The organism is Lysobacter sp. TY2-98 (genome assembly GCF_003367355.1).
Taxonomy (GTDB): Bacteria; Pseudomonadota; Gammaproteobacteria; order Xanthomonadales; family Xanthomonadaceae; genus Cognatilysobacter.
In genome coordinates this window covers 1,794,602-1,818,956 of the sequence record NZ_CP031413.1, presented here as the reverse complement: position 1 = coordinate 1,818,956, position 24,355 = coordinate 1,794,602, and the positions used below count along the sequence as shown (strand labels likewise).

Annotated in this window: 23 protein-coding genes, 10 tRNA genes and 1 other RNA gene; 24 read left to right on the top strand and 10 right to left on the bottom strand. The window is 66.4% G+C overall.

All coding sequences use genetic code 11. The annotated features are described in order from the left end of the window. Positions 1–47: 47 nt before the first annotated feature. Positions 48–803, bottom strand: a complete 756-nt coding sequence (locus tag DWG18_RS08715) for a Bax inhibitor-1/YccA family protein (protein ID WP_115648109.1) — start codon at positions 801–803, stop codon at positions 48–50. Positions 804–936: 133 nt separating this feature from the next. Between DWG18_RS08715 and DWG18_RS08710 the strand changes: the two genes are divergently transcribed. The 14 genes from DWG18_RS08710 (at position 937) to DWG18_RS08645 (ending at position 11,156) form a co-directional block, all read left to right on the top strand. Continuing rightward, positions 937–1,013, top strand: a tRNA-Pro gene (locus DWG18_RS08710). 43 nt (positions 1,014–1,056) lie between these two features. After that, positions 1,057–1,133, top strand: a tRNA-Arg gene (locus DWG18_RS08705). Between the two features lie 108 nt (positions 1,134–1,241). Further along, positions 1,242–1,318: transfer RNA gene (locus tag DWG18_RS08700), tRNA-His, on the top strand. A 52-nt stretch (positions 1,319–1,370) separates the two neighbouring features. Beyond that, a tRNA-Lys gene (locus tag DWG18_RS08695) sits at positions 1,371–1,446 on the top strand. Positions 1,447–1,511: 65 nt separating this feature from the next. Beyond that, positions 1,512–1,596 (top strand) — tRNA-Leu (locus DWG18_RS08690). Positions 1,597–1,966: 370 nt separating this feature from the next. After that, complete coding sequence (gene tig / locus DWG18_RS08685; protein ID WP_115648108.1) at positions 1,967–3,265, top strand: trigger factor; 1,299 nt, start codon at positions 1,967–1,969, stop codon at positions 3,263–3,265. A 70-nt stretch (positions 3,266–3,335) separates the two neighbouring features. Then, positions 3,336–3,962, top strand: coding sequence for an ATP-dependent Clp endopeptidase proteolytic subunit ClpP (gene clpP, locus DWG18_RS08680; protein ID WP_115646830.1), 627 nt, complete (start codon positions 3,336–3,338; stop codon positions 3,960–3,962). 151 nt (positions 3,963–4,113) lie between these two features. Continuing rightward, positions 4,114–5,400, top strand: coding sequence for an ATP-dependent Clp protease ATP-binding subunit ClpX (clpX, locus tag DWG18_RS08675; protein WP_115646829.1), 1,287 nt, complete (start codon positions 4,114–4,116; stop codon positions 5,398–5,400). Positions 5,401–5,735: 335 nt separating this feature from the next. Then, the gene (gene lon, locus DWG18_RS08670) at positions 5,736–8,165 is read left to right on the top strand and encodes an endopeptidase La (protein WP_115646828.1); all 2,430 of its coding nucleotides are present in this window, start codon (positions 5,736–5,738) and stop codon (positions 8,163–8,165) included. A gap of 215 nt (positions 8,166–8,380) precedes the next feature. After that, entirely contained in the window at positions 8,381–8,653 is a 273-nt protein-coding gene (locus DWG18_RS08665) for an HU family DNA-binding protein (protein WP_115646827.1), read from the top strand. A 39-nt stretch (positions 8,654–8,692) separates the two neighbouring features. Continuing rightward, positions 8,693–8,767, top strand: a tRNA-Val gene (locus DWG18_RS08660). Between the two features lie 34 nt (positions 8,768–8,801). Continuing rightward, positions 8,802–8,878: transfer RNA gene (locus tag DWG18_RS08655), tRNA-Asp, on the top strand. A gap of 101 nt (positions 8,879–8,979) precedes the next feature. Continuing rightward, positions 8,980–9,056, top strand: a tRNA-Asp gene (locus tag DWG18_RS08650). A gap of 129 nt (positions 9,057–9,185) precedes the next feature. Further along, positions 9,186–11,156, top strand: a complete 1,971-nt coding sequence (locus DWG18_RS08645) for a peptidylprolyl isomerase (protein ID WP_115646826.1) — start codon at positions 9,186–9,188, stop codon at positions 11,154–11,156. A 145-nt stretch (positions 11,157–11,301) separates the two neighbouring features. On the opposite strand, the gene DWG18_RS08640 is transcribed toward DWG18_RS08645, so the two are convergent. The 3 genes from DWG18_RS08640 to gloB all read right to left on the bottom strand — a co-directional run bounded on the left by DWG18_RS08640 (position 11,302) and on the right by gloB (position 14,146). Beyond that, a complete protein-coding gene (locus DWG18_RS08640) occupies positions 11,302–12,096 on the bottom strand; it encodes an enoyl-ACP reductase (RefSeq protein ID WP_115646825.1) in 795 nt (264 codons plus the stop codon). A gap of 71 nt (positions 12,097–12,167) precedes the next feature. Then, positions 12,168–13,367 carry a transglycosylase SLT domain-containing protein gene (locus DWG18_RS08635; RefSeq protein ID WP_240318494.1) on the bottom strand — a complete coding sequence of 400 codons (1,200 nt, stop codon included), beginning with the start codon at positions 13,365–13,367 and terminating at the stop codon, positions 12,168–12,170. Continuing rightward, positions 13,364–14,146, bottom strand: a complete 783-nt coding sequence (gene gloB, locus DWG18_RS08630) for a hydroxyacylglutathione hydrolase (protein WP_115646824.1) — start codon at positions 14,144–14,146, stop codon at positions 13,364–13,366. Before gloB ends, DWG18_RS08635 begins: the two co-directional genes overlap by 4 nt. Positions 14,147–14,429: 283 nt before the next feature. On the opposite strand from gloB, the gene rnhA reads away from it, so the two are divergent. Together rnhA and dnaQ are read left to right on the top strand one after the other, a co-directional pair. Further along, positions 14,430–14,906, top strand: coding sequence for a ribonuclease HI (gene rnhA / locus DWG18_RS08625; RefSeq protein ID WP_115646823.1), 477 nt, complete (start codon positions 14,430–14,432; stop codon positions 14,904–14,906). A 75-nt stretch (positions 14,907–14,981) separates the two neighbouring features. Beyond that, positions 14,982–15,722 (top strand): DNA polymerase III subunit epsilon, encoded by a 741-nt coding sequence (gene dnaQ / locus DWG18_RS08620; protein ID WP_115646822.1) that lies wholly within the window; start codon positions 14,982–14,984, stop codon positions 15,720–15,722. A 3-nt stretch (positions 15,723–15,725) separates the two neighbouring features. Here the strand turns inward: dnaQ and DWG18_RS08615 are convergent, their stop codons facing one another. Both DWG18_RS08615 and DWG18_RS08610 read right to left on the bottom strand, forming a co-directional pair. Continuing rightward, positions 15,726–16,430 (bottom strand): protein phosphatase 2C domain-containing protein, encoded by a 705-nt coding sequence (locus DWG18_RS08615; protein WP_115646821.1) that lies wholly within the window; start codon positions 16,428–16,430, stop codon positions 15,726–15,728. A 217-nt stretch (positions 16,431–16,647) separates the two neighbouring features. After that, positions 16,648–16,738, bottom strand: a tRNA-Ser gene (locus tag DWG18_RS08610). Between the two features lie 100 nt (positions 16,739–16,838). Here DWG18_RS08610 and DWG18_RS08605 point away from each other — a divergent pair. Further along, positions 16,839–17,243: a DUF6165 family protein gene (locus DWG18_RS08605; RefSeq protein ID WP_115646820.1), complete on the top strand. Its 405-nt coding sequence runs from the start codon at positions 16,839–16,841 to the stop codon at positions 17,241–17,243. Between the two features lie 6 nt (positions 17,244–17,249). On the opposite strand, the gene DWG18_RS08600 is transcribed toward DWG18_RS08605, so the two are convergent. Next, positions 17,250–18,305 carry a glycosyltransferase family 9 protein gene (locus DWG18_RS08600; protein ID WP_162823773.1) on the bottom strand — a complete coding sequence of 352 codons (1,056 nt, stop codon included), beginning with the start codon at positions 18,303–18,305 and terminating at the stop codon, positions 17,250–17,252. Between the two features lie 19 nt (positions 18,306–18,324). Between DWG18_RS08600 and DWG18_RS08595 the strand changes: the two genes are divergently transcribed. The 3 genes from DWG18_RS08595 to DWG18_RS08585 all read left to right on the top strand — a co-directional run bounded on the left by DWG18_RS08595 (position 18,325) and on the right by DWG18_RS08585 (position 20,173). Then, the gene (locus DWG18_RS08595) at positions 18,325–19,065 is read left to right on the top strand and encodes a 3-deoxy-D-manno-octulosonic acid kinase (RefSeq protein WP_115646819.1); all 741 of its coding nucleotides are present in this window, start codon (positions 18,325–18,327) and stop codon (positions 19,063–19,065) included. After that, a complete protein-coding gene (locus tag DWG18_RS08590) occupies positions 19,062–19,829 on the top strand; it encodes an MBL fold metallo-hydrolase (protein WP_115646818.1) in 768 nt (255 codons plus the stop codon). Before DWG18_RS08595 ends, DWG18_RS08590 begins: the two co-directional genes overlap by 4 nt. Before the next feature lie 62 nt (positions 19,830–19,891). Beyond that, complete coding sequence (locus DWG18_RS08585; protein ID WP_115646817.1) at positions 19,892–20,173, top strand: hypothetical protein; 282 nt, start codon at positions 19,892–19,894, stop codon at positions 20,171–20,173. Positions 20,174–20,234: 61 nt separating this feature from the next. On the opposite strand, the gene ffs is transcribed toward DWG18_RS08585, so the two are convergent. Continuing rightward, positions 20,235–20,331, bottom strand: an RNA gene (gene ffs, locus DWG18_RS08580) — signal recognition particle sRNA small type. A gap of 49 nt (positions 20,332–20,380) precedes the next feature. Next, positions 20,381–20,473, bottom strand: a tRNA-Ser gene (locus tag DWG18_RS08575). 153 nt (positions 20,474–20,626) lie between these two features. On the opposite strand from DWG18_RS08575, the gene dnaX reads away from it, so the two are divergent. Genes dnaX through DWG18_RS08555 form a run of 4 tightly spaced genes read left to right on the top strand, consistent with a single transcriptional unit; the run spans position 20,627 to position 23,766 of the window. Further along, a complete protein-coding gene (dnaX, locus tag DWG18_RS08570) occupies positions 20,627–22,429 on the top strand; it encodes a DNA polymerase III subunit gamma/tau (RefSeq protein WP_115646816.1) in 1,803 nt (600 codons plus the stop codon). A 33-nt stretch (positions 22,430–22,462) separates the two neighbouring features. Beyond that, positions 22,463–22,783 (top strand): YbaB/EbfC family nucleoid-associated protein, encoded by a 321-nt coding sequence (locus tag DWG18_RS08565; protein WP_115646815.1) that lies wholly within the window; start codon positions 22,463–22,465, stop codon positions 22,781–22,783. Positions 22,784–22,805: 22 nt separating this feature from the next. After that, positions 22,806–23,402 (top strand): recombination mediator RecR, encoded by a 597-nt coding sequence (gene recR / locus DWG18_RS08560; protein ID WP_115646814.1) that lies wholly within the window; start codon positions 22,806–22,808, stop codon positions 23,400–23,402. Between the two features lie 4 nt (positions 23,403–23,406). Beyond that, the gene (locus tag DWG18_RS08555) at positions 23,407–23,766 is read left to right on the top strand and encodes a histidine triad nucleotide-binding protein (protein WP_115646813.1); all 360 of its coding nucleotides are present in this window, start codon (positions 23,407–23,409) and stop codon (positions 23,764–23,766) included. A gap of 82 nt (positions 23,767–23,848) precedes the next feature. On the opposite strand, the gene DWG18_RS08550 is transcribed toward DWG18_RS08555, so the two are convergent. Continuing rightward, positions 23,849–24,337 carry a Slp/YeaY family lipoprotein gene (locus DWG18_RS08550; RefSeq protein WP_115646812.1) on the bottom strand — a complete coding sequence of 163 codons (489 nt, stop codon included), beginning with the start codon at positions 24,335–24,337 and terminating at the stop codon, positions 23,849–23,851. Positions 24,338–24,355: the final 18 nt, after the last annotated feature.

Below are 24,355 nucleotides of genomic sequence, written 5' to 3'. Positions count from 1 at the left end.
GCAAAGAAAAAGGCCGCCGAAAGGCGGCCCTTTTTATGCGCGGTGGATCAGCGTCGCGAAAGCTTCGACAGCAGGCGCAGCATCTCGAGATAGAGCCAGACCAGTGTCACAAGCAGGCCGAATGCGCCGTACCACTCCATGTACTTCGGCGCGCGCTGTTCGACGCCCTGCTCGATGAAGTCGAAGTCGAGCACGAGATTCAATGCCGCAATGCCGACGACGAACAGCGAGAACAGGATGCCGATCGTGCCGCTCTCGTGGATGAAGCCGAGGCCCGAGAAGCCGAGCAGGCGCGCGACGATGTTGACGAGGTAGAGCAGTGCGATCGCACCCGTGGCCGCGACGATCCCGAGTTTGAAGTTCTCGGTCGCGCGGATCAGGCCGCTGCGATAGGCCATCAGCAGCGCGGCGAGCGTGCCGAAGGTGAGCCCGACCGCCTGGATCACGATGCCCGGATAGCGCGCTTCGAACACCGCCGAGATCGTGCCGATGAACAGGCCTTCGAGTACAGCGTAGACGGGGGCCGTGTACGGCGCCCACGACTTCTTGAAGATCGTGACCATCGCGACGATGAAGCCGCCGAGTCCGCCCGCGACGAGGAACGGCAGCGGGTTCATGGTCTCGGGATTGGCAAAGAAGCGCGTCCACGGCCAGATCGCCGCGCCGGCCAGAAGGATGAGGAGGATGGCCGTCCGGTGGACGGTGCCGTTCAGCGTCATCGTGCGGTCGGGTGAACCGACCAGTGCGCCGGTGCCGAGGTCGAGGAAGGTGGATGGCTTGAGGGCTGGATTGCCGCTGCGCATCGGGTCGTTCCGCATGGATGGGATCGAGCGAGCATAGCGTCGCGATCACGCCAGTGGTCGCATTGACACGATGGCGGCCGCAGTCGAGAATGCCCACCCTTTCGCGGCGCTGGCGCGCGACGGAAGGTCCGGCCGGGGCATAGCGCAGTCTGGTAGCGCATCTGGTTTGGGACCAGAGGGTCGGGGGTTCGAATCCCTCTGCCCCGACCATTCCGGCGCTGCCGGACCTGCTCACGGAACTGCTCGGGAATACGCGCCCGTAGCTCAACCGGATAGAGCACCGGCCTTCTAAGCCGGTGGTTGCAGGTTCGATTCCTGCCGGGCGCGCCACGCAGCGGTGATGTTCCAGCGTCGGCGCAGATGAACGCGCTGCCGCGCGTTACGATAGTGAGATGCCGGTGAGCTGTTGCGGTTTGCAGCCACTAAAAACGTTCTACGGTGGCTGTAGCTCAGTTGGTTAGAGTACTGGATTGTGATTCCAGATGTCGGGGGTTCGAGTCCCCTCAGCCACCCCAGTTTCGCTGTTGCGGTTGCGTGAATCGCGATAGCTGGTAAGATTTGCAGCACGGGCCGTTAGCTCAGTTGGTAGAGCAGTTGACTCTTAATCAATAGGTCCAAGGTTCGAATCCTTGACGGCCCACCAAATTGAAAAGCACCCGGTTCGCCGGGTGCTTTTTTCTTTTGCGGCAGGTGACGCCTGCCGTTGTTGCGAAAGTGGCGGAATTGGTAGACGCACTGGATTTAGGTTCCAGCGCCGCAAGGCGTGCGGGTTCGAGTCCCGCCTTTCGCACCACGCCGTACGGAAATGCGCATGCGACAGCTGCCAATGCGTCGTCACGCGGGATGACACCCGCTTCGCGTTCGCGTTCGCGCCCGCCGCCGCGGTGCGCTTCCGAGTGGCGGATGCATATCTGACGCGTCGGCGAATCCTTGGCCGATCCCGAAGCGCTGAGGCGTGTGTCGCCCAGGGCGTTGGAACTCGGGGGCCGGCCTGGCGGCCATGGAACACGCCAGCGCCTGTCCATGCAAAACGCCACCCCAGCTGGCGCCGCCCCGCCCGATCCGCCAAACTATCCCGTTCTTAACCTCGACGGCCGGCGCTTCCGCCGCCGTCCCGAACGTCAGACACGTGCCGCGGCGGAGCTGCGGTCGCAGGAGTGGATATGCAAGTTTCGGTCGAATCCGTCGGCAACCTCGAGCGCCGCATGACCCTCAGCCTCCCGGCTGACCAGCTGGACTCGGCCGTCGACGCGCGCCTGCGCGAGATCGCCCGCACGGCGAAGCTCAAGGGCTTTCGTCCGGGCAAGGTGCCGGCAAAGGTCATCGAGCAGCGTTTCGGCGGCCAGGTCCGCTCGGAGATCCTCGACCGCATGCTCGGCGACAGCTTCCGCAGCGCCGTCAGCGACAACAAGCTTCAGATCGCCGGTCAGCCGCGCATCGAGCCCTCGACCGGCGATGACGGCCAGATTGCGTTCGTCGCGAATTTCGAAGTGGTGCCGGACTTCGGCGATATCGACGTCGCCAAGCTCAACGTCATCCGTCACACCGCGGAAGTCACCGACGCTGACATCGACACGATGATCGAGAACCTGCGCATGCAGCGCCGCAGCTGGCAGACCGTCGAGCGCGGTTCGCTGGTCGGCGATCTCGTCGAATTCCAGACGTGGTCCCAGGCCGGTGACCAACGCGTGCCGGCGGAAGGCGTCGAGCACGGCGCCGACGTGATTGGCTCGGGCATGATGTTCGAAACCATTGAACAGCAGCTCACCGGAATGAAGGCCGGCGAGAGCAAGCAGTTCGACGTCGATTTCCCTGCTGACTGGCGCGTCGCCGAGTTCGCCGGGCGCACCGTGCAGGTCAACATCACGGTCAGCCGCGTCGCCGAGGCGGTGATGCCGGAGATCGATGCCGACTTCATCAAGAGCTTCGGTGTGAAGAGCGGTGACCCGGAGCAGTTCCGCGCCGAGATTCGCAGCAACCTCGAGCGTGAGCTCAAGGGCGCGCTGATGAACCGCCTGCGTCGCGAAGTCGGCGACCAGCTGATCGCCGCGTACGAGCACGTCGAACTGCCGCCGCGTCTGGTCGAGAACGAAGCCCGCGCCGTGGCCGCGCAGGCGGTCGACAACGCGCGTCGCCAGGGCCAGCCGGCCGAGCTGAACGATGAGGTCATCGCGCAGGTCCAGGACCCGGCGCGCAAGCGTGTGCTGGTCGGCCTGCTCGTCGGCGAGATCGCGCGTCGCAACGACCTGCGCCTCGACCCGCGTCGCGTGAACGAGACGATGCGTCTCATCGCGTCGACCTACGAAGAGCCGCAGCAGGTCATCGAGCTTTACCGCAACGACGCGAACCTGATGCAGAGCCTGCAGAACCGCGTCATGGAAGAGCAGGTGATCGACTGGATCGCCGAGCGCGCCCAGCACACCGAACAGTCGCTGAGTTTTGCCGAGGCGATCCGCCAGTAAGGCCTTGTGCGACGGTCCGGCCGGCCCCACGCTAGGTCGGACCGAACACACAGCAGAGATCCACGGACCCATGGACAACCGCCCCCACGCTCTCAATCTCGTGCCGATGGTGGTCGAGCAGACCAGCCGCGGCGAGCGCGCGTACGACATCTATTCGCGCCTGCTCAAGGAGCGGGTGATCTTTCTGGTCGGTCCGATCGACGACCACATGGCGAACGTGATCGTCGCGCAGATGCTCTTCCTCGAGGCCGAGAACCCCGAGAAGGACATCAACCTGTACATCAACTCGCCCGGTGGCGTGGTCACCGCGGGCATGGCGATCTACGACACCATGCAGTACATCAAGCCGGACGTGAGCACGATCTGCGTCGGCCAGGCCGCGTCGATGGGCGCGCTGCTCCTTGCGTCGGGCGCGGCCGGCAAGCGCTTTGCGCTCCCGAATTCGCGCGTGATGATTCACCAGCCGCTGGGTGGCTTCCAGGGTCAGGCGACGGATATCGACATCCACGCCCGCGAGATCCTCACCCTGCGTCAGCGCCTCAACGAGATCCTGGCCAAACACACCGGCCAGCCGATCGAGACGATTGCCCGCGACACCGAGCGTGACAACTTCAAGAGCGCCCAGGCGTCCAAGGAGTACGGCCTGGTCGACCAGGTGCTCGAGCGTCGTCCGGACGAGTCGATCCAGGCGACTTGAGGACCCGTCCGCAACGCGTGCGGACCGCCTTCACATCCTCCCGAAATACCGGCATCCCGGGCCCCGCAGGGCCGCGGGATGCCGTGCTATCCTCGGGCCGCCATTCAGCGGTGTGCTCCCACACTGCGATCCAAGGTAAGCCAGGCAGAACATGAGCGACGACCGACAGGGCCGCACGGGCGAAAGCAGCAAGATTCTCTACTGCTCGTTCTGCGGGAAGAGCCAGCACGAGGTGCGCAAGCTCATCGCCGGCCCCAGCGTGTTCATCTGCGATGAATGCGTCGAGCTTTGCAACGACATCATCCGCGAGGAACTCCAGGAGAAGGCGCAGTCCACGCGCAGTCACCTGCCGAAGCCGCGCGAGATCCTCGAGGTGCTGGACCAGTACGTGATCGGGCAGTCGCGCGCCAAGCGCACGCTCGCCGTCGCGGTCTACAACCACTACAAGCGCATCGAAAGCCGCCAGCGCAACGACGACGTCGAACTGGCGAAGTCGAACATCCTGCTGGTGGGCCCGACCGGCTCGGGCAAGACGCTGCTCGCCGAAACGCTCGCGCGCCTGCTCAACGTGCCGTTCACCATGGCCGATGCGACGACGCTGACCGAAGCCGGCTACGTCGGCGAGGACGTCGAGAACATCATCCAGAAGCTGCTGCAGAAGTGCGACTACGACGTCGAGAAGGCGCAGCAGGGCATCGTCTACATCGACGAGATCGACAAGATCTCGCGCAAGTCGGACAACCCGTCGATCACGCGTGACGTCTCGGGCGAGGGCGTGCAGCAGGCGCTGCTCAAGCTCATCGAGGGCACGGTTGCCAGCGTGCCGCCGCAGGGCGGCCGCAAGCATCCGCAGCAGGAGTTCCTGCAGGTCGACACGCGCAACATCCTCTTCATCGTGGGTGGTGCGTTCGCGGGGCTCGACAAGATCATCCAGCAGCGCAGTACCGATTCCGGTGGCATCGGCTTCGGCGCGAAGGTGAAGAGCCAGGAGCGCAAGGCGGACATCGGCAAGGTGCTTGCGGAAGTCGAGCCGGAAGACCTGATCAAGTTCGGCCTGATCCCCGAGTTCGTCGGCCGCCTGCCGGTGATTGCGACGCTCGAGGAGCTGGACGAACCCGCGCTGATCAAGATCCTGACCGAGCCGAAGAACGCCATCACGAAGCAGTTCAAGAAGCTGTTCGAGATGGAGGGCGTCGAGCTCGAGTTCCGTCCGGACGCGCTGTCGGCGATCGCGAAGAAGGCGCTCAAGCGCAAGACCGGTGCACGCGGTCTGCGCACGATCGTCGAGTCCGTGCTGCTCGACACCATGTACGAGCTGCCGTCGCAGGAGAACGTCAGCAAGGTGGTGGTCGACGAGACGGTCATCGAACACAAGGCCGAGCCTTACCTGATCTACCAGACGCCTGCACCGCCCGCGAAGGCCGCATCCGGCGAGTAACCGGATCGCGGTTCGGCATCACGACGGGCGGCCATGGCCGCCCGTTCGCGTTTCAGGACGTCGCAAAGAACCACCGTCCATTGCGGGGTCGCGCGCCGGCTACGGGGGGCGACGAGCGGTCGCGTGACGATGCGGGACAACGGGAACCGGCCGACAGAAATCCGCCGGCCGCTGGACGATGGCGCTCAGCAATCAGCCACGTTTGCCGCATCGGGGCGTGGTATGACGCTTGCAACACCCCTGTCGAGCCCCATTAAGGGCCAGGCGTGGCCTCCACGCACCTTTTTCGGCGACGGTCCCATGCTGACTGGAGCCATGACCCCGGGAGCACCTCAATGACCGAATCCACCACCCGCGAGAACCTGGACCTGGCGGTCCTGCCGCTCCGCGACGTCGTGGTCTTTCCGCACATGGTCATCCCGCTGTTCGTTGGGCGCGAGAAGTCGATCCGCGCGCTGGACCACGCGATGGAGACGGACAAGCGGATCCTGCTGGTGGCGCAGAAGTCGGCCGACGTGGACGACCCGTCGGGCGGCGATCTCTATTCGGTCGGCACCCTTGCGCATGTTCTGCAGCTGCTGAAGCTGCCGGACGGCACCATCAAGGTGCTGGTCGAAGGTGTCTCGCGTGCACGCGTGGACAAGGTGACCGAACGCGACGGCGCGCTGCTTGGCCGTGCGCACGTGATCGAGCCCGATGCCGATCGTGACGAGCGCGAACTCGAGGCGGTGACGCGCACGCTGCTCGGCCTGTTCGAGCAGTACGTGAAGTCGAACCGCAAGCTGCCGCCCGAGCTGATGCAGACGCTGTCGGGCATCGACGAGCCGGGTCGCCTTGCCGACACCATCGCCGCGCACCTTTCGGTGCGCATCTCCGAGAAGCAGCGCCTGCTGGAAACCAATGGCATCGGCGCGCGACTCGAAATGCTGGTGGGGTTCGTCGATGGCGAGATCGATGTGCAGCAGCTGGAAAAGCGCATCCGCGGCCGCGTGAAGTCGCAGATGGAGCGCAGCCAGCGCGAGTACTACCTCAACGAACAGATGAAGGCCATCCAGAAGGAGCTGGGTGAACTCGACGACGCACCGAACGACATCGACGAGCTTGCGCGCAAGATCGCGGAAGCCGGCATGCCGAAGGATGTCGAGGCGAAAGCGAAGTCCGAACTCAACAAGCTGAAGCAGATGTCGCCGATGTCGGCGGAATCCGCGGTCGTGCGCAACTATCTCGACTGGCTCCTCGGCGTGCCTTGGAAGAAGAAGAGCAAGGTGCGCAAGGATCTGAAGCTCGCGCAGGACGTCCTCGACGCCGATCACTTCGGCCTCGAAAAAGTGAAGGAGCGCATCCTCGAATATCTCGCGGTGCAGACGCGCGTGCAGAAGATGCGCGGGCCGATCCTTTGTCTTGTCGGTCCGCCGGGCGTGGGCAAGACCTCGCTCGGTCAGTCGATCGCGAAGGCGACGAATCGCAAGTTCGTACGCATGTCGCTCGGCGGCGTGCGCGACGAAGCCGAGATCCGTGGCCATCGGCGTACTTACGTCGGTTCGATGCCGGGCCGCATCGTGCAGAACCTCAACAAGGTCGGCAGCAAGAACCCGCTGTTCGTGCTCGACGAAATCGACAAGATGGCGATGGATTTCCGCGGCGATCCTTCGGCTGCGCTGCTCGAAGTGCTCGATCCGGAGCAGAACAGCGCGTTCAACGATCACTACCTGGAGGTCGACCTCGACCTGTCCGAGGTGATGTTCGTCGCGACGTCGAACTCGCTGAACATCCCGGGTCCGCTGCTCGACCGCATGGAAGTCATCCGCATTCCGGGCTACACGGAAGAGGAGAAGCTCAACATCGCCGAGCGGTACCTGCTGGCGAAGCAGATCAAGGCGAACGGTCTGCGCGAAGACGAGATCAAGGTCAGCGAAGACGCGCTGCGCGACACCGTGCGCTACTACACGCGCGAGTCGGGCGTACGCAATCTCGAGCGTCAGATCGCGAAGATCTGCCGCAAAGTCGTGAAGGAACTCGCGCTCGCCGGTGCGAAGGTCCGAAAGGGGCCTGTCATCGTCAACACGAAGAATCTCGAGAAGTACCTCGGCGTGCGCCAGTACGACTTCGGTCGCGCCGAAGAGCAGAGCGAGGTCGGCCTGGTGACGGGCCTGGCGTGGACGCAGGTCGGTGGCGATCTCATGCAGATCGAAGCCGCGCTGGCGCCGGGCAAGGGCGCGATGCTGCTGACCGGCCAGCTGGGCGATGTCATGAAGGAGTCGGCGTCGGCGGCGCTGTCGGTCGTGCGCGGCCGTGCCGAGCGCCTCGGCATCGACATCGACTTCCTCACCAAGCACGACCTGCACGTGCACGTACCCGAAGGCGCGGTGCCGAAGGACGGCCCATCCGCGGGTATCGCGATGGTCACGGCCCTGGTGTCGCTGCTCACGCGCAATCCGATCAAGGCGGACGTCGCGATGACCGGCGAAATCACGCTACGCGGTCGTGTCCTCGCCATCGGCGGCCTGCGCGAGAAGCTGCTCGCCGCGCTGCGTGGCGGCATCAAGACCGTGATCATCCCCGACGAGAACAAGAAGGATCTCGTCGACATGCCCAAGTCTGTGACCAAGGGCCTGCGGATCGTCCCGGTGAAGTGGATCGACGAGGTGCTGGACGTCGCCCTCGAGCAGCCCATCACTCCGGCCGCGGCCCCCACGCCGGTGCCGGAGGAGATGCCGGTGCACGAGCCGCCCGTCGCCACCACGCCCGTCGAAGTGACGCACTGAGACCGCGGTAACGGACGTCGGAAACAAGCCGGAAAGCCTCGTCATTACTGGCTTTCCGGCTTGCGCCCGTTGCAAAGCCGCTGGTATAACGACCGCCGTCCGCGTCATGTCCCGATCCGGGATGATGGGGAAAGTCGAACAGGGGACTCTGCCGGTCAGGGGTTTGTCCGGTTCTCAGTACATCCGCGGCTCAACGCCGCCCACGGAGTAGAAGAATGAATAAAGCCGATTTTGTTGCGGCCGTCGCTGACGCCGCCGAACTGTCGCGCACGGAAGCCGCCAATGCCGTCGACGCGATGGTCAGCGTCATCACCAAGACGCTCAAGAAGGGCGACACGGTGACGCTCGTTGGCTTCGGTACGTTCGAAGTGCGCAAGCGCGCTGCGCGCCAGGGTCGCAACCCGAAGACGGGCGAGACGATCAACATCGCGGCGTCGAAGAATCCGTCGTTCAAGGCTGGTAAGGCCCTGAAGGACGCTGTAAACTAATTTGCTCGCCCGCCAGCGCCGGTAGCGGCTGACAAGACCGGGTGCTTAGCTCAGTGGTAGAGCGTCTCCTTTACACGGAGAGGGTCGGGGGTTCGAAACCCTCAGCACCCACCACGCAGCGGCCCGGCAGGCGAATAAGTTTTAGCGCGGAGCGGTAGTTCAGTCGGTTAGAATGCTGGCCTGTCACGCCGGAGGTCGCGGGTTCGAGTCCCGTCCGCTCCGCCAATCTTTCGAAGGCGCCGCTCGCGGCGCCTTCGTTTTCCGGATCGCATCTCCGGGCGGCTTATTCGCGAAGGATGCGGGCAACTTCGGTTGTCGCTGTAAATGGAGCGGTAGTTCAGTCGGTTAGAATGCTGGCCTGTCACGCCGGAGGTCGCGGGTTCGAGTCCCGTCCGCTCCGCCATTATTCGAAAAGCGCCGGAAACGGCGCTTTTCTTTTGCGCGATCGGTGGCGATCACAGCCCGTCTCCCGGGCGTCCACGGCGCATGCAAGCGGCTACACTGTGGGGCTTAGCCCAACGCCGTGCCCGCAATGCTGCAATCCCTTCGCGACAAGACCTCCGGCTGGTTCGCCACCGTCGTGCTCGGCCTGCTCGTGGTGCCGTTCGCCTTCGTGGGCGTGCAGGACTACTTCCGCCAGTCGCACGAAATGCCGGTCGCCACGATCAGCGCACCGCCGACGTGGTGGGCGGGCGCGCCGTCGTTCTGGCCCGTGTCGATGCTCTGGCAGCACGAGGACGTCGCCCAGCGCGATTTCCGCGAACGTTTCGAGCAGGAGCGCCAGGCGGCGCGTCAGCAGCAGGGCGCACAGTTCGACGCGCGCGAATTTGAAAGCGCCGACAGCAAGCGCAAGGTGCTGGACGATCTGATCGATGAGCGTGCGCAGGCGCTGTGGGCGAAGCGACAGGGCATCGTGATCAGCAACCACATGGTGCAGCAGGAAATCCTCAACATTCCTGCGTTCCAGGCGAACGGCAAGTTCGACATGCAGCAGTACCGCCTCGCGCTGCGCACGTTGAATCCACCGCGCAATGAAAAGCAGTTCGAGCAGCTCATCCGTGACGGCTTGGCGCAGACGCTCATGCGCACGACCGTGGGCGCATCGGCATTCGCGACGCCGAAGGAAATCCAACGCATGGTCGCACTGCTCGGCGAGCGTCGTGACCTCTCGATGGTTGAACTTCCGGCGCCGGCGCCGGATGGCGCACCGGTGACGAACGCGGAGATCGACAGCTGGTATCGCGCGCACGGCACCGAATACCGCGCGCCCGAAACGGTCACGCTCGAGTACGTCGACCTCGACGCCAGCACGCTGCCGCCGCCGGTGGTGGACGAAGCCGCGCTGCGTCAGCGCTACGACCAGGAGAAGTCGCGCTTCATCGCGCCGGAGCAGCGCCAGGCGTCGCACATCCTGATCAGCGTGCCGGCGGGTGCGAGCCCGGCGGTCGAAAAGGCCGCGAAGGATAAGGCGACGCAGCTCGCGACGCAGGCGCGCGCCGCCGGCGCCGACTTTGCCGCGCTCGCGCGTGCCAACAGCGATGACACCGGCTCGAAGGCAGCCGGCGGTGACCTCGGCTTCGTCGCCAAGGGCGCCTTGGCACCGGCGTTCGAGAAAACGCTGTTTGCGATGCAGCCGGGGCAGATCAGCGACCCGGTGCGCACCGAGTTCGGTTGGCACGTCATCCAGTTGCGCCAGATCCAGCAGGGCAACCAGGAGACCTTCGAGCAGGCACGCGCCACGCTGGAGAAGGAACTCGCCGACACCGGTCGCGAGCGCCAGTTCAACGAGACCACGTCGAAGATCGTCGATGCGGTGCTGAAAAATCCCTCGTCGCTCGGCCCCGCAGCGCGCCTGATCGGCGTACCGGTGCTGACGGCCGGACCGATCGCACGCGGGCAGGGCACGGGCGTGCTCGCGCACCCGATGGTCCAGCGCACGGCGTTTTCGGAGACCGCGATCGGTCAGGGCATGGTCTCCGACCCGATCGACGTCGGCACCAACCACAGCGTACTGCTCCGCGTGACGGCGCATTCGGCGGCCCGCCAGCTGACGCTGGCCGAGGTCCGCGATCGCGTGATCGCGTCGATCCAGGCCGATCGCGTGATGAAGGCCGCGCAGCGGCGCGCCGATGCAGTGCTCGCGCAGGTGCGCGCCGGCCAGTCCCTCGCGTCGGTCGCCGCCGCGCAGGGTCTGCCGGAGCCGAAGCCGGTGCTGGGTGTGCCGCGCAACGCTGACATGGCGGCGCCGGGCGTCACCGATGCGTTCTTCGCCGCCTACGCGCCGAAGGGCAAGGTCGCGGCGGGCGCCAAGGTGTTGCCGGACGGTCGCGCGCTGGTGTTCGTGGTCGATGCGGTCAAGCCGGGCACCGAAGCCGATGCCGGCGGCGATCTCGCGACGCTCGGCCGCCAGCTCGCGCAGGTGCACGGCCTGGTCGATTTCGACGCGGCGGTGCGTGCGCTGCGCCATGGCTACAAGGTCGAAGTGAACGAGTCGAATCTGTAGCCATCGACTGCAGTCGCGACTCGGACGGCCCGCGGAAGCGGGCCGTTTGCGTTTCCGGTGCCAAATGTCGTCGCGTCGCGTGCAATGAAAAAGCCCGGCTTAGGCCGGGCTTTTTCGTGCGGCATATTAAAAAGAATCACGACGATCAGTCGTCGTCGCCGATGCCGGTCATGCCGAGAATGTTGTAGCCCGAGTCGACGTACGTCACTTCGCCGGTGATGCCCAGCGCGAGGTCCGAGCACAGGAACGCGGCGGTGTTGCCGACGTCTTCGATCGTGACGCTGCGCCGCATCGGCGCGTAGGTCTCGAAGTGGTGGAGCATCTTGCGGAAGTTGGCGATGCCGGCGGCCGCGAGCGTCTTGATCGGGCCCGCCGAGATCGCATTGACGCGCGTGCCTTCCGGACCGAGGTTGAGCGCGAGGTAGCGCACCGTCGCCTCGAGACTGGCCTTGGCCACGCCCATGACGTTGTAGTTCTGCAGCGCGCGTTCGGCGCCCAGGTAGCTCAGCGTCAGGATCGAACCGTTGCGGCCCGCCATCATCGGACGCGCCGCCTTGGCGAGCGCCGCCAGCGAGTAGGCCGAGATGTCGTGCGCGATGCCGAAGTTCTCGCGGGTCAGGCCGTCGAGGAACTCGCCCTCGATCGCTTCACGCGGGGCGTAGGCGATGCAGTGGACGAGAATGTCGAAGCCGTCCCAACGCTTACCAAGCTCTTCGAAGCATTGTGCGATCTGCTCGTCCGACGTCACGTCGAGCGGAAGCACGATATCGCTGCCGTACTCGGCGGCGGCGGCTTCGACGCGCGACTTGAGCTTGTCGTTCTGGTAGGTCAGCGCCAGCTCCGCGCCCTGGGCGCGCATGGCTTCGGCGATGCCGGTCGCGATCGAACGCTGGCTCGCGATGCCCGTGATGAGTGCGCGCTTGCCCTGCAGGAAACCCATGTGCTCTCCGTTCTGGCGCCCGCTCAGGCGGCGGGCGGGCGCCGTAGTGTGCCCGCCCGCGCGCTGCGAGGCTACTTCGCGGCGAGTGAATCGACCGCGAGGACCATGCCCGGTGCCAGCAGCTTGCCGGCCTTCAGGCCGTTGAGCGAGAGCAGGTCGGCCACAGACACCCTGTAGCGACGCGCGATGATCCAGAGGTTGTCGCCGACGGCCACCGTGTGGCGGCGCGGTGCGTTCGAGATGGCGACGACCGGGGCACCGGTCGCGATCGGCGTCGGCGTGGCGGCGGACGACGTTGCGCCCGGCGTCCTGTCGTTCGTCGCCGTCGTCGTCGTGGCGACCGCCGGGGCTGTCGCGACAGGCGTCGTCGCCGCAAAGGCGAGCGCGCCCGCCAGCGGGCCGTTGGCCGCGGGGGCCGGCATGATCGAGGTGTCAGGCGCCTGGATGGCGGTGTCGGTCGTCGGCAGCAGGATGGCCGGCAGCGAGGCGACCTTCACCGGCACCGCAGGCTCCGGGCCCGACGTCGACGCGATCATGGCGTCGGACGAGCGGATCGTGCCCAGCGCGCGGACCGGGCGGTCCAGCGAGGCCACGAAGCGCGGCTGCTGTTCGGCTCGGGCGATGACGCACGAAATCGCGTGCAGCTTGTCGTCGTAGGACGTGGTGATGCCCGACAGGCCGCGCAGCGACTGCGGATCCGCAGAGCGTGGGGTCTGGCCGGCGCGCTTGAGCGCACCGAGCACGCGGTACTCGCCAGCGTTGTACGCCATCACCGCCAGCCGCCAGTTGCCGCCGAACATGCCGTGCAGCGTCTTGAGGTAGCGGACCGCGGCCTTGGTCGAGTCGACCGGCGACATGCGGCCGTCGTAGCCGGCACGCATCGGGACGTCGTGGTTGCGGGCCGTCGTGCCGATCATCTGCCACAGGCCGGCGGGGCCGGCGCCGCTGCGGGCACTGGGCTTGTAGCCGCTCTCGACGAACGGGATCAGCGCGTACTCGCTCGGCAAATGCGCGGCGCGTACGGATTCGACGACATGGCTGAAGAGGACCAGGGTGTCGGAGTCGCTGTCGGCCAGCCGCTCCGGCGCATGCGAGAACTGCTTGGTCCAGCGCGACGGCTCCGTCGGGCAGCTCGGCTCGGCGAGGCCGGCACGGAAGTGTTCGAACACCTCGCGACCGTTGCGGGTTTCGGCTGCGTGGACCGTGTTCGATGCGAGCGCACAGGTCGTCGCGAGTGCGAGCGCACTCGTCTTAATAAGAAGAGTGTTCATGCGACGAATCCGTCCTTCCACGCGCGAAGCGTCGCGAAGGTTTCGACGCGATCCACGGGCGCCCGGCCGAGGCGGCGCGCAGCGGCATCGATGACCGCGGGCTGGTCGCAGCGCAGGAACGGGTTGCAGGCGAGTTCGTCGCCGAGGGTGCTCGGCAGGGTCGGCTGGTTGGCGTCTCGCATGGTCTTGGCCTCCTTCATGCGGCGCCGGAGCGCCGCGTTGTCCGGATCGACCACCGCCGCGAATGCGGCATTGGCCAGCGTGTACTCGTGCCCGCAGCAGACCCGGGTTTCGGGTGGTAACGCCGCGAGCCTCCCCAACGAGGCCTCCATCTGCGCGGCGTCGCCTTCGAACAGGCGGCCGCAGCCCAGGCTGAAGAGCGTGTCGCCGCAGAACAGCACCGGCGCGTTGCCGGCCGTCTCGACGAAGAAAGCGATGTGCGTGCGCGTGTGCCCGGGAACGTGGAGCACACGGATGGACCAGTCGCCGATGTCGAAGGCGTCGCCGTCAGCGGGGCGCGCCATCGCGAGACCGACGCGATCGTCGTCCGGTCCGTAGACCGGGGTAGCGGGCCAGCGATCCAGCAGCGGCGCGGCGCCGGCGACGTGATCGGGGTGGTGGTGCGTCAGGAGAATCGCCGAAGGCGAAAACTCGTCGTTGTTCGCAGCGTCGAACACCGGGTCGGCTTCGCTGGGATCGACCACCAGCCCTCGGCCTTGATCGTTGCGAAACAACCAGATGTAGTTGTCGACGCGCGCAGGCAGCGGCTGCAATCGCATTGGCAAATACCTCCGTCGGTTAGTGCCACCTCAGCGCAGGCCTCCTGAATACGCTGAACGGCTAGGGTGCTGGTCCCGAAGAAGCGGCGACCTTGCCGAGGTGAATCCGGCGCGTCAACCCGCGGTGAGCGTGATCGCCGCCCCTCACCGGCCGGAGACCATGAGCAATCGGACCTAAATGTCTGATTCCCCAGCGGCCGAGGCCATACTGACCAGTACGGAACGGCGCCGACGAGCGGTAGCCAGGGCGGCCCGTGCACAATGGCGCATGGCCCGATTTCCGATGAACGACTCCCTGAACGAGCTCAAGGCCGTCCAGATCCACACGGACGGGGCCTGCCTGGGTAATCCGGGCCCCGGCGGCTGGGGCGCGCTGCTGCGCTACAAGGCGCGCGAACGCGAGTTGTCGGGCGGCGAGGCGGCCACCACGAACAACCGTATGGAACTCATGGCGGCGATTCGCGCGCTCGAAACGCTGACCGAACCGTGCGTCATCGATCTCTACACCGACTCGCAATACGTGCGTCAGGGCATCACCGAATGGATGCCGGGTTGGGTGCGTCGCAACTGGAAAACCGCAGGCGGCGATCCAGTGAAAAATCGCGACCTGTGGGAACGACTGCATGCGGCGACACAACGTCATCGCATCGAATGGCATTGGGTGAAAGGCCACAGCGGCGACCCCGACAACGAGCGCGTCGATCAGCTTGCGCGTGCGCAGGCGCTCGCGATCAAACAGGGCGCGACGATCGAATCGTGATGGCACACCGGTCGCGCACGCGCCTCCGAGACGCGCGCCCGGTACGCTAAGTCGCAACGACGTCCGGACTCCGCCATGCGCCAGGTCATCCTCGACACCGAAACCACCGGCCTCAGTTGGGAACGCGGCTGCCGCGTTGTCGAAATCGGCTGCGTGGAGTTCGTCGAGCGTCGTCCGACCGGTCGCACGTTCCATCGTTACCTCAATCCCGATGTCGACTTCGAACCCGGTGCATCGGAAGTCACGGGGCTGACGCTCGACTTCCTTGCGGACAAGCCGCGTTTCGCGGAAGTCATCGAGGAGTTCCTCGAGTTCATCGACGGCGCGGAACTCGTCATCCACAACGCGGCCTTCGACGTGGGCTTCCTCGACAACGAACTGCGCCTGTGCGGGCCGCATTTCGGCAGCATCGGTGCGCGCTGCCGCGTCGAAGACACGCTGCTGCTCGCGCGCAAGCGTTTTCCGGGACAACGCAATTCGCTCGATGCGCTGTGCCGCCGGCTCGGTGTGGACAATGCGCATCGGCAATTGCACGGCGCGCTGCTCGACGCTCAGCTTCTCGCCGAGGTCTACATCGGCCTGACATCGGGGCAGACGGATCTCGGCTTCGGCGAAGCCGCGGCCGAAACCGCGGGCGATGCGCTGCCGTTCGAGATCGATCTGAGTCGTCCCCGTCCACGCGTCCAGGTGGCGCCGGAAGACTTCGCCGCGCACGAAGCTCGTCTTGCGGTGCTGCGAAAGAAGGCGGGCGCTGCGATCTGGGATCGCTTGGCGGAAACCGCGACCGACGACGACGCCTCGCTCGCGCCGGCCTGACGTTTACGCGCGGCGGATCAGTACCGCCGTGATGTTGTCCGAGCCGCCGCCGTCGAGCGCCGCGGCGACCAGTGTCTCCGCACACTCCTGCGCGCTGCAGTCCTGGCGCGCGAGCACCTTCGCGATCGCGCGGTCGTCGACTTCTTCCGTCAACCCGTCCGAGCACAGCAGCAGCTGCATGCCGGCGCGAAGTTCGCCCGTCATCGTTTCGACGTTGAGGCTGCGCGGATCAGTGACTCCGAGTGCCTGCGTCACGACATTGCGATGCGGGTGGCTGCGCGCCTGTTCCTGCGTCAGCGCGCCGTTCGCGATCAGTTCCTGCACGTAGCTGTGGTCCTGGGACAACTGCAGCAGCTGGCCTTCGCGCCACAGGTACACCCGGCTGTCGCCGACCCAGGCGACTTCGAAGCGCTCGCCCCTGATGCGCGCCGCAACGACCGTTGTGCCCATCGGCAGTGCGTCGTTGCGACGGCGCGACATCGCGATGATGTCCTCGTCGGCGATGCGGATCGCCTGCGCCAGCGGCGTTCCATCGCGTACTTCGCGAACGATGGTGTCGCGCGCGAGCGCACTCGCGACTTCGCCGTACTCGTGGCCGCCCATGCCGTCGGCGACCAGCCACAGGCCGAGTTCGCCATCGGCGTAGTACGTGTCCTCGTTGAGTTCGCGACGCAATCCTGCGTGGGTCAGATGTCCGTATTCGATCATGGGGTCACGCGAGGGCCGGCGGCTTTCCGAATCATCGGTGTCGCGCGCGGTGAGGGCAAGGCGGAATGTCACTCAGCGGGCGGGGGCCGTCACGAAGGCGTTTCGGCGTTATGGCGAAGAGGGCGGAATCAGCGGCTTGACGCGCGCCGTTCGCGTAGCCGGAACGGTCCGGTCCGGACGAAAAAAAGGCTCCCTCGCGGGAGCCTTCTTTCAAATCTGGCGGAGAGGGAGGGATTCGAACCCTCGGTGCGCTATAAACGCACGCCTGATTTCGAGTCAGGTACATTCAACCACTCTGCCACCTCTCCGGTGGCCCGGCGGTGTCCCGCTGGGCCGTGCATGATACGGCGCCGGCTGGCCGGCCGACAAGGGCGGCTACACTGTCGCCCCCTGAATTCGAGGCTGCCCATGTCCGAGATCCTGGTGCCGGTGTCGTTCGGCGAGCTGCTGGACAAGATCGCGATCCTGCAGATCAAGTCCGAGCGCATGAAGGACGAGGCCAAGCTCGCCAACGTCCGCAAGGAGCTGGCGGCGCTGGAAAAGACCTGGATGGCGCATCCCGCCGCGGGCAAGGACATCGTCCGCCTGCGCGCCGAACTCAAGGCCGTCAACGAGCGGCTCTGGGAGATCGAGGACGACATCCGCGTTCAGGAAAAGCGGCAGGCGTTCGACGCCGAGTTCATCCGGCTCGCACGCGCCGTCTACTTCGAGAACGACGAGCGCGCCCGAATCAAGAAGGACATCAACCTCGCGCTGGGCTCGGCCTACGTCGAGGAGAAGTCGTACGAGGACTACCGTCAGCCGTCGGCCTGACGCGCGTCACGCGTTGTCGGCGACGTAGCGCTCGAACGCGGCGATCGCGTCGTCGACGCTGACAAGATCCATGACGTCGTCGAACTCGATCTTCGTGCCCCACTTGATCTCGCTTGCCGGTCGCTTGAGATAACGACGCGCCGCGTCGTCGTAGCGATCGACGCAGTAGCGCACGTCGCTGTACGGACCGCTGCGCAGCGGATTGCTCGCGGCGTGCAGGCCCAGCACCTTGGTGCCCATCGCGTTGGCAATGTGCATCGGGCCGGAGTCGGGCGTCATGACGAGGTCGGCGCGCGATAGCAAAGCGGGCAACTGCTTCAGCGTGTCCTTTCCGATCAGGTCGAGGGCCTCGTGCTTCATCGCGGCGAGGATGGCGTCGCCGGTCGTGCGTTCCAGGTCGCTGCGGCCGCCGCACAACACGATGCGCCAGCCGCGCTCGGCGGCGTGATCGGCCACTGCGGCGTATCGCTCGCTGCGCCAGTTGCGGCGCACGTGGCTCGAGCAGGGCGAGATCATCAGCGTGCGACGGCCGTCGTCGGGCCACTGCGCGGCGGCCCAGTCGAAAGCTTCGCGTGGGACCGGCATGTTCCATTGCACGGGCAGTGGCGTCAGGCCGAGCGGCTCGGCGAAGCTGCCGATCGCATCGAGCACATGGATGCCCGGACGATCGGCGATGCGCTCGCGGACGAAAAGACCGTGCAGATCCTTCGAGCGCGAGCGGTCGTAGCCGATGCGCCGACGCGCCGGCACGAACACCGACAGCAGATTCGCACGCGCGGCCACCTGCATCTGCAGCAGTGCATCGAACGGGCGGTCGAAGCCGCGTCGGATGACACGCATGCCGGCGAGTCCGCTCTTCTTGTCGTATTCGATGAAGTCCACGCCCGGCAGTCCGTCGAGCAGGCGCCGTTCGCCGCGACCGATGATCCAGCTGATCCGCACATCGGGAATGCCCGCCCGCAGCGTGTTGATCAGGGGCAGCACATGGGTGACGTCGCCCAGTGCCGAAAGACGCAGCAGGCAGACGTGCGCGCCGGGCGGAAGCGAAAGGGGACGTGTCATGCGCTGATAGACTCCGGTCATGGCGACCGCGCATGCCGACGACGCACGGATCGAGTTCGACGGCCTCGAAGGCCGTGGCGCGATTGTGTTCGACGCCGAACGCACCGGACAAGCGACGCCCGACTGGTTCCATCCCGCGGCGTGGGGCGCCCGTGCGCGGCCGGTCGGCACGGGCGGGCGCGGTGCGGCGTGGTTCGTCGACGCGCCGTTCGGCGCCTGCGTCCTGCGCCAGTACCGGCGCGGCGGGCTCGCGGCGCGTGTCAGCACTTCGGGTTATTTCTGGCACGGCGAGGCGCGTGTGCGCAGCGTTGCCGAGTACCACCTCCTGCGGGAAGCGCAGCGGCGCGGCCTTCCGGTGCCAACGCCGCTCGCAGCGTTCTACGAGCGCCGCGGCCTGCGCTATCGCGCGGCCATCCTGATCGAGCGCCTCCGCAATGTCGAAACCCTCGCCGAGCTCGCGATGGAAGGCGGAGCGCCGTGGGTGCAAGCCGGTCGACTGATTGCACGCATGCATCGCGCAGGCCTCGATCATGCCGATCTCAACGCCGACAACCTGCTGTTCGACCGCAACGGCGACGGCTGGGTGATCGATCTGGATCGCGGGGTATTCCGCACGGTCGGCAGCGGCTGGCGACAGCGCAACCTCACGCGCCTGCATCGCTCGCTGCTCAAACGCCGCGGCGTGCGTGACGTCGGCGAAGTCGAAGAGGATTTCATGCGATTGCACGACGCCTACGAACAGGCCTGGAGCGCTTCATGAGCGCGTGGACGCTGCGACTGCACGGCGTGGGCAATGCGGCCGCGGTCGCCCTGGGCTCGGCCATGGCAACCATCGAACGCGACGGCAAGCCGTGGCTGACGATCGACTGCGGCGGCGAAGGTCTCACCGCGTACCAGTCCACCTACGGCGAATCGCCGCGCGCGTTGTTCATCACGCATGCCCACCTCGACCACGTCGCGGGCTTCGAGCGCCTGTTCGTCGACGCGTTCTTCAACGAGGCGCGGCGCGGCAACATCGTCATCTACACGCCGGCGGCGCTCGTGCCGTTGCTGCACCAGCGGGTGGCGTCGTATCCCAACGTGCTCGCCGAAGGCGGTGCGAACTTCTGGGATGCGTTCCGGTTGGTACCGGTCGGCGATTCGTTCTGGCACGACGGCGTGCGCCTGGAAGTGTTCCCCGCCCGGCATCACTGGCCCGATACCGCGTTCGGCCTGCGCCTGCGCGGCAGCATGGTGTGGACCGGCGACACGCGACCGATTCCGGAGATGCTGGCGCGCCATGCCGGCGATCGCGAACTCGTTGCGCACGACTGCGGCCTGCACGGCAATCCGTCGCACAGTGGCATCGACGATCTCGAACGCGAGTATCCGCCCGAGCTGCTCGACCGCTGCCTGCTCTATCACTACGCGAGTCCCGCCGATGCCGAAGCGCTCGCGTCGCGTGGCTATCGCGTCGGCCGACCCGGCGAAGTCATCGGCCTCGCCGAACCCACGGCCGAGCGTGCGGAGGCGTGGACCGGCTGACCATCGCGCGATTCTTACGGCCGGCCGGTTAGCCTGCCGGCCGTTCGCTCTGCGAGGTCGCCATGTCCAAGCGTCGCCACCGCCTCCGGGTATTCCTGACCGAAACCGGCCGCATCGAGCTGGCCACCTTGCTGACGCCCTGGTTGCGCGTCGGCTCGGCATTCGGCGGCTATGTCGAATGCCGCAAGGTCGATCTCGACAACGCCTACGTCGAACTCACCCTCGACCTGCAGGCCGACGATGACGACACCGTCGACGTGAAGCTCTCGGTGCCGCATCACTGCATTGCCGCCGTGCTGGAGACGGGCGACTTCGAGGCGTTCGCGGCGCTGTACGCGGATTGATCCACGCCGCTGGGGCGTGTCGCGGCGGTCGCTGAAGTTTAAGGAGCCCGAATGGGCGATGACCCCGCCGGCTGACCTCGGCACCCGCATCAGTCGATACCGTTGCTGCCTTCCGGCCCTGGCGGGGTTTTCGACCTAGCGTCGCGAGGGGCCGACGGGGCCACCATAGAGACGTTCGAGACGCGGGCGAACCGACGTGTCGGAAATTGGCGGAGAGAGGGGGATTCGAACCCCCGAAGCGCGGTTTAGACGCTTACACACTTTCCAGGCGTGCTCCTTCAACCACTCGGACACCTCTCCGCACCTGGCCTGAACCCGGCATCCGGCCGTACTCAGGGCCGGTGATTCTACGCCCCGGCGCCAGACCGCCACAAGGCGCGCACGGGCTGCGACGGGGCTCTGGCACAATCCTTCGACCTCGCCGAAGTGCCGGCGATCCGCCTCCGGAACCGCATGTCCTACCTCGTTCTTGCCCGCAAATGGCGTCCGAAGCGTTTCGCCGAGCTCGTGGGTCAGGAGCACGTCGTCCGCGCGCTCACCAACGCGCTCGACAGCGGTCGCGTGCATCACGCGTTCCTGTTCACCGGCACCCGCGGCGTCGGCAAGACCACCATCGCGCGCATCTTCGCCAAGTCGCTGAACTGCGAGCGCGGCACGTCGGCCGACCCGTGCGGCGAGTGCAATTCCTGTCGTGACATCGACGCGGGCCGCTTCATCGACCTGCTCGAGATCGACGCCGCCAGCAACACCGGCGTCGACGACGTGCGCGAAGTGATCGACAACGCGCAGTACATGCCCTCGCGCGGCCGGGTGAAGGTCTACCTGATCGACGAAGTGCACATGCTGTCGAAGTCGGCGTTCAACGCGCTGCTGAAGACGCTGGAAGAGCCGCCGGGCCACGTGAAGTTCCTGCTGGCGACCACCGACCCGCAGAAGCTGCCGGTCACGGTGCTGTCGCGCTGCCTGCAGTTCAACCTCAAGCGTCTCGACGAGGAACAGATCCGCGGTCAGATGCGGAAGATCCTCGAGGCCGAACAGATTCCCGTGGACGAGGGCGCGCTCAAGCAGCTCGCGCGCTCGGCCGACGGTTCATTGCGCGACGGCCTCTCGTTGCTCGACCAGGCGATCGCGTACACCGGCTCGCAGCTCAGCGATGCGGGCGTTGCGACGATGCTCGGCACGGTCGACCGCGGTCGCGTCGGGACGTTGCTCGAGGCCTTGTCCGCCGGCGATGGCGCGGCGCTGATGGCGGAGATCGAGCGCCTCGGCGAGTTCTCCCCGGACTGGGACGACGTGCTGGAAGCGACGGCCGAAGCCTTGCATCACGTGCAGGTGCGCCAGCTGGTGCCCGGTGCGGCGATCGACGTCGATGGCGTCGCAGTGGATGCGCTCGCCGACGTGATTCCCGCCGAAGTCGTGCAGCTCTGGTACCAGATGGCGTTGAACGGGCGTCGCGACCTGCTGCTCGCACCGAGCCCGCGCGCAGGCTTCGAGATGGTGATGCTGCGCATGCTGGCGTTCCGTCCGGGCACGGGCAGTGCGACGACGGCGACCGCATCGCGACCTGAGCGTTCTGCGGCACCGACGCGGAGTCCGGGCGCTGCGGCCGCGGCCGCACGCGAGGCACTCGACGCCCCGGCGCCACCTGCTGCGCGGGATGCGATCGCGTCGCCACGTGTGGCTGCAAACACCGATGTCATGCGCACGCCGGATATGGCGCTACCGAATCGCGCGATCGACACGCCGGTCGCGTCGCCGATGTCGACGCCCGTTATGCCGCCCGACCCGATGCCCGAAGCACCGCGCGCGGCGAGTAGTGCCCAGCCCATGCCGCCGCCCGCCGCGTCCAATGCCGTAAACGACGGCGGTCTTTCCGATGCCGACGCCTGGCGCGACTGGGTCGAAACCTGCGAATTGCGCGGTCCTGCACGTCTGCTCGCCGAACATGCGGGCTTCATCGGCTGCCGCGATGGCGTGGTCAGCCTGTCCATCGAACCGTCGGACGAACATCTCAAGGGCGCTGCGATGGTGAAGATGCTCGCCGATGCGCTGGCGTCGCGATTTGGCCAGCCACCTCAGGTGCGCTTCGAAACGTCGTCGCGGCCGGTCGACTCCGCGCGCGTGCATGCCGATCGCCTGCGCGACGCGAAGCAGGCCGCCGCGCAGCGCGACTTCGAACAGCATCCCGACGTGCAGCGACTGGTTGCTTCGGGCGGTCGCGTCGTCGCCGAATCCGTGCGTCCGCTCGAACGCTGACGCCCAATCCCTTTCAGTTACGGAGACAGTCCCATGCGTGGAAACATCGCCCAGATGATGCAGCAGGCGCAGAAGATGCAGGAAAACCTGCAGAAGGCGCAGGAAGACCTGGCCAAGCTCGAAGTCACCGGCAACGCCGGCGCAGGCATGGTCAGCATCACGATCACCGGCCGCATGGAATGCCGCAAGGTGCGCATCGATCCCAGCGTGATCAGCGATCCCGAGATGGCCGAAGACCTGATCGCCGCCGCGTTCAACGATGCGGTCAACAAGGTCAACGCCGAATCGCAGCAGCGCATGTCGGCGGCGACGGCGGGCATGCCGATTCCGCCGGGCATGAAGCTCCCGTTCTGACGTTGCGGTCCGGACGCGAACGTTGAGCACGCTGCTCGACCAGCTGATCGAAGCGCTGCGCGTGCTGCCCGGCGTCGGCAACAAGTCGGCACAGCGCATGGCCTACCACGTGCTCGAACGCGAGCGCGCGGGCGGACGACAGCTTGCCAAGGTGCTGGCCGAAGCCGTCGAACGCATCGGCCATTGCGAGCGCTGCCGCGATTTCAGCGAGAACGCCGTCTGTGACGTCTGCGCGAGCGCATCGCGCGACGTCGATCAGCTCTGCGTGGTCGAAACGCCGGCCGATCGCCTCGCGATCGAACAGGCGACCGGCTATCGCGGCCTGTACTACGTGCTGCAGGGCCGGCTCTCGCCGCTGGATGGCATCGGCCCGCGCGAACTCGGGCTCGACCGCCTCAGCGCGCGGCTCGGCGAGGGCGAGGTGCGCGAGCTCATCATCGCGACCAATCCGACGGTCGAAGGCGAGGCGACCGCGCATTACCTTGCGCAGCTCGCGCGCCAGCAGGGGGTGACGCCGAGTCGTCTCGCCTACGGCGTGCCGCTGGGCGGGGAGCTGGAATACGTCGACCGCGGGACGCTGTCGCACGCATTCGGCAGCCGCAGCGAAATCCGGGAGTGATCCGATGAGCGATACCGACACCACCATCTTCGGCAAGATCATCCGCCGCGAGATTCCCGCGGACATCGTCTACGAAAACGATGAGGTCATCGCGTTCCGCGACATCGCGCCCAGTGCGCCGGTGCACGTGCTGTTCGTCCCGAAGACGCCGATCGCGTCGTTGGATGCGGCGAAGCCCGAACACGCGGAGCTGCTGGGTCGCCTGCTGCTCGCCGTCGCCGACTACGCGCGGCAGCAGGGCCTGCAGAAGGACGGCTATCGCGTCGTGACCAACTGCGGTGCGCACGCGGGGCAAACGGTGTTCCAACTGCATCTGCATCTTCTCGCCGGATCGCATCTCGGCGGCTTCGGCGAGCGGCGCTAGTCGCGCTGCACGCGCCGCTCGTCGAAACGAAAAACGCCCGGCTCGACCGGGCGTTTTCATCCTGCGACATAGGACTTCGCGATCACCACCAGCCCCACCACGGCCACGGCGCGGGGCGCTCGACGACATCGACGTAATCGCGCACCGGCCACAGGTAGACGACGTCGGCCGAGACGCGCGGCACGCGGTAGTCGTAGGCGCCGATACGCCGGTTCTCGTAGCCGTCGATGTGGCCGACGAAGGTCACTTCGCGGTTCTTCTCGAACACTGCCGGGTCGTAGAAGCCGGTGCGGCAAGCGATGAATCGCCCGCCGACGTCGTCGCTGGCCCAGTACGGGCGACCGCTCTCGTCGAGGTGCGTCGAGATCATCTGGAAGCAGGTGCGATTGGTCTGCGGTTCGACGTCGACGATGCGACCGCCCCAGCGCACCGGCGCGCCGGCGCTGTCGCGATCCACCGCCTCGCGCGGCGTGATCGGGGTGTACTGGCCAGCCAGCGGTTGCGGCACCGTCACGCAGCCCGCGAGGGCCAACGCGAGTGCACCGACAGCGAGGGTGATGCGGGTATTCATTGCGGCCTCCGGACGGGA

What these genes read in the sequence shown, in the direction of transcription:
- DWG18_RS08555 (WP_115646813.1), top strand. Translation starts at nt 23,407, where the DNA reads ATGAGCGATACCGACACCACCATCTTCGGCAAGATCATCCGCCGCGAG.
- DWG18_RS08600 (WP_162823773.1), bottom strand. Translation starts at nt 18,305, where the DNA reads ATGACACGTCCCCTTTCGCTTCCGCCCGGCGCGCACGTCTGCCTGCTG.
- DWG18_RS08615 (WP_115646821.1), bottom strand. Translation starts at nt 16,430, where the DNA reads ATGATCGAATACGGACATCTGACCCACGCAGGATTGCGTCGCGAACTC.
- clpX (WP_115646829.1), top strand. Translation starts at nt 4,114, where the DNA reads ATGAGCGACGACCGACAGGGCCGCACGGGCGAAAGCAGCAAGATTCTC.
- clpP (WP_115646830.1), top strand. Translation starts at nt 3,336, where the DNA reads ATGGACAACCGCCCCCACGCTCTCAATCTCGTGCCGATGGTGGTCGAG.
- dnaQ (WP_115646822.1), top strand. Translation starts at nt 14,982, where the DNA reads ATGCGCCAGGTCATCCTCGACACCGAAACCACCGGCCTCAGTTGGGAA.
- DWG18_RS08645 (WP_115646826.1), top strand. Translation starts at nt 9,186, where the DNA reads ATGCTGCAATCCCTTCGCGACAAGACCTCCGGCTGGTTCGCCACCGTC.
- DWG18_RS08715 (WP_115648109.1), bottom strand. Translation starts at nt 803, where the DNA reads ATGCGCAGCGGCAATCCAGCCCTCAAGCCATCCACCTTCCTCGACCTC.
- DWG18_RS08585 (WP_115646817.1), top strand. Translation starts at nt 19,892, where the DNA reads ATGTCCAAGCGTCGCCACCGCCTCCGGGTATTCCTGACCGAAACCGGC.
- rnhA (WP_115646823.1), top strand. Translation starts at nt 14,430, where the DNA reads ATGAACGACTCCCTGAACGAGCTCAAGGCCGTCCAGATCCACACGGAC.
- DWG18_RS08665 (WP_115646827.1), top strand. Translation starts at nt 8,381, where the DNA reads ATGAATAAAGCCGATTTTGTTGCGGCCGTCGCTGACGCCGCCGAACTG.
- DWG18_RS08605 (WP_115646820.1), top strand. Translation starts at nt 16,839, where the DNA reads ATGTCCGAGATCCTGGTGCCGGTGTCGTTCGGCGAGCTGCTGGACAAG.
- DWG18_RS08565 (WP_115646815.1), top strand. Translation starts at nt 22,463, where the DNA reads ATGCGTGGAAACATCGCCCAGATGATGCAGCAGGCGCAGAAGATGCAG.
- DWG18_RS08595 (WP_115646819.1), top strand. Translation starts at nt 18,325, where the DNA reads ATGGCGACCGCGCATGCCGACGACGCACGGATCGAGTTCGACGGCCTC.
- DWG18_RS08550 (WP_115646812.1), bottom strand. Translation starts at nt 24,337, where the DNA reads ATGAATACCCGCATCACCCTCGCTGTCGGTGCACTCGCGTTGGCCCTC.
- DWG18_RS08640 (WP_115646825.1), bottom strand. Translation starts at nt 12,096, where the DNA reads ATGGGTTTCCTGCAGGGCAAGCGCGCACTCATCACGGGCATCGCGAGC.
- tig (WP_115648108.1), top strand. Translation starts at nt 1,967, where the DNA reads ATGCAAGTTTCGGTCGAATCCGTCGGCAACCTCGAGCGCCGCATGACC.
- DWG18_RS08635 (WP_240318494.1), bottom strand. Translation starts at nt 13,367, where the DNA reads ATGAACACTCTTCTTATTAAGACGAGTGCGCTCGCACTCGCGACGACC.
- lon (WP_115646828.1), top strand. Translation starts at nt 5,736, where the DNA reads ATGACCGAATCCACCACCCGCGAGAACCTGGACCTGGCGGTCCTGCCG.
- DWG18_RS08590 (WP_115646818.1), top strand. Translation starts at nt 19,062, where the DNA reads ATGAGCGCGTGGACGCTGCGACTGCACGGCGTGGGCAATGCGGCCGCG.
- dnaX (WP_115646816.1), top strand. Translation starts at nt 20,627, where the DNA reads ATGTCCTACCTCGTTCTTGCCCGCAAATGGCGTCCGAAGCGTTTCGCC.
- gloB (WP_115646824.1), bottom strand. Translation starts at nt 14,146, where the DNA reads ATGCGATTGCAGCCGCTGCCTGCGCGCGTCGACAACTACATCTGGTTG.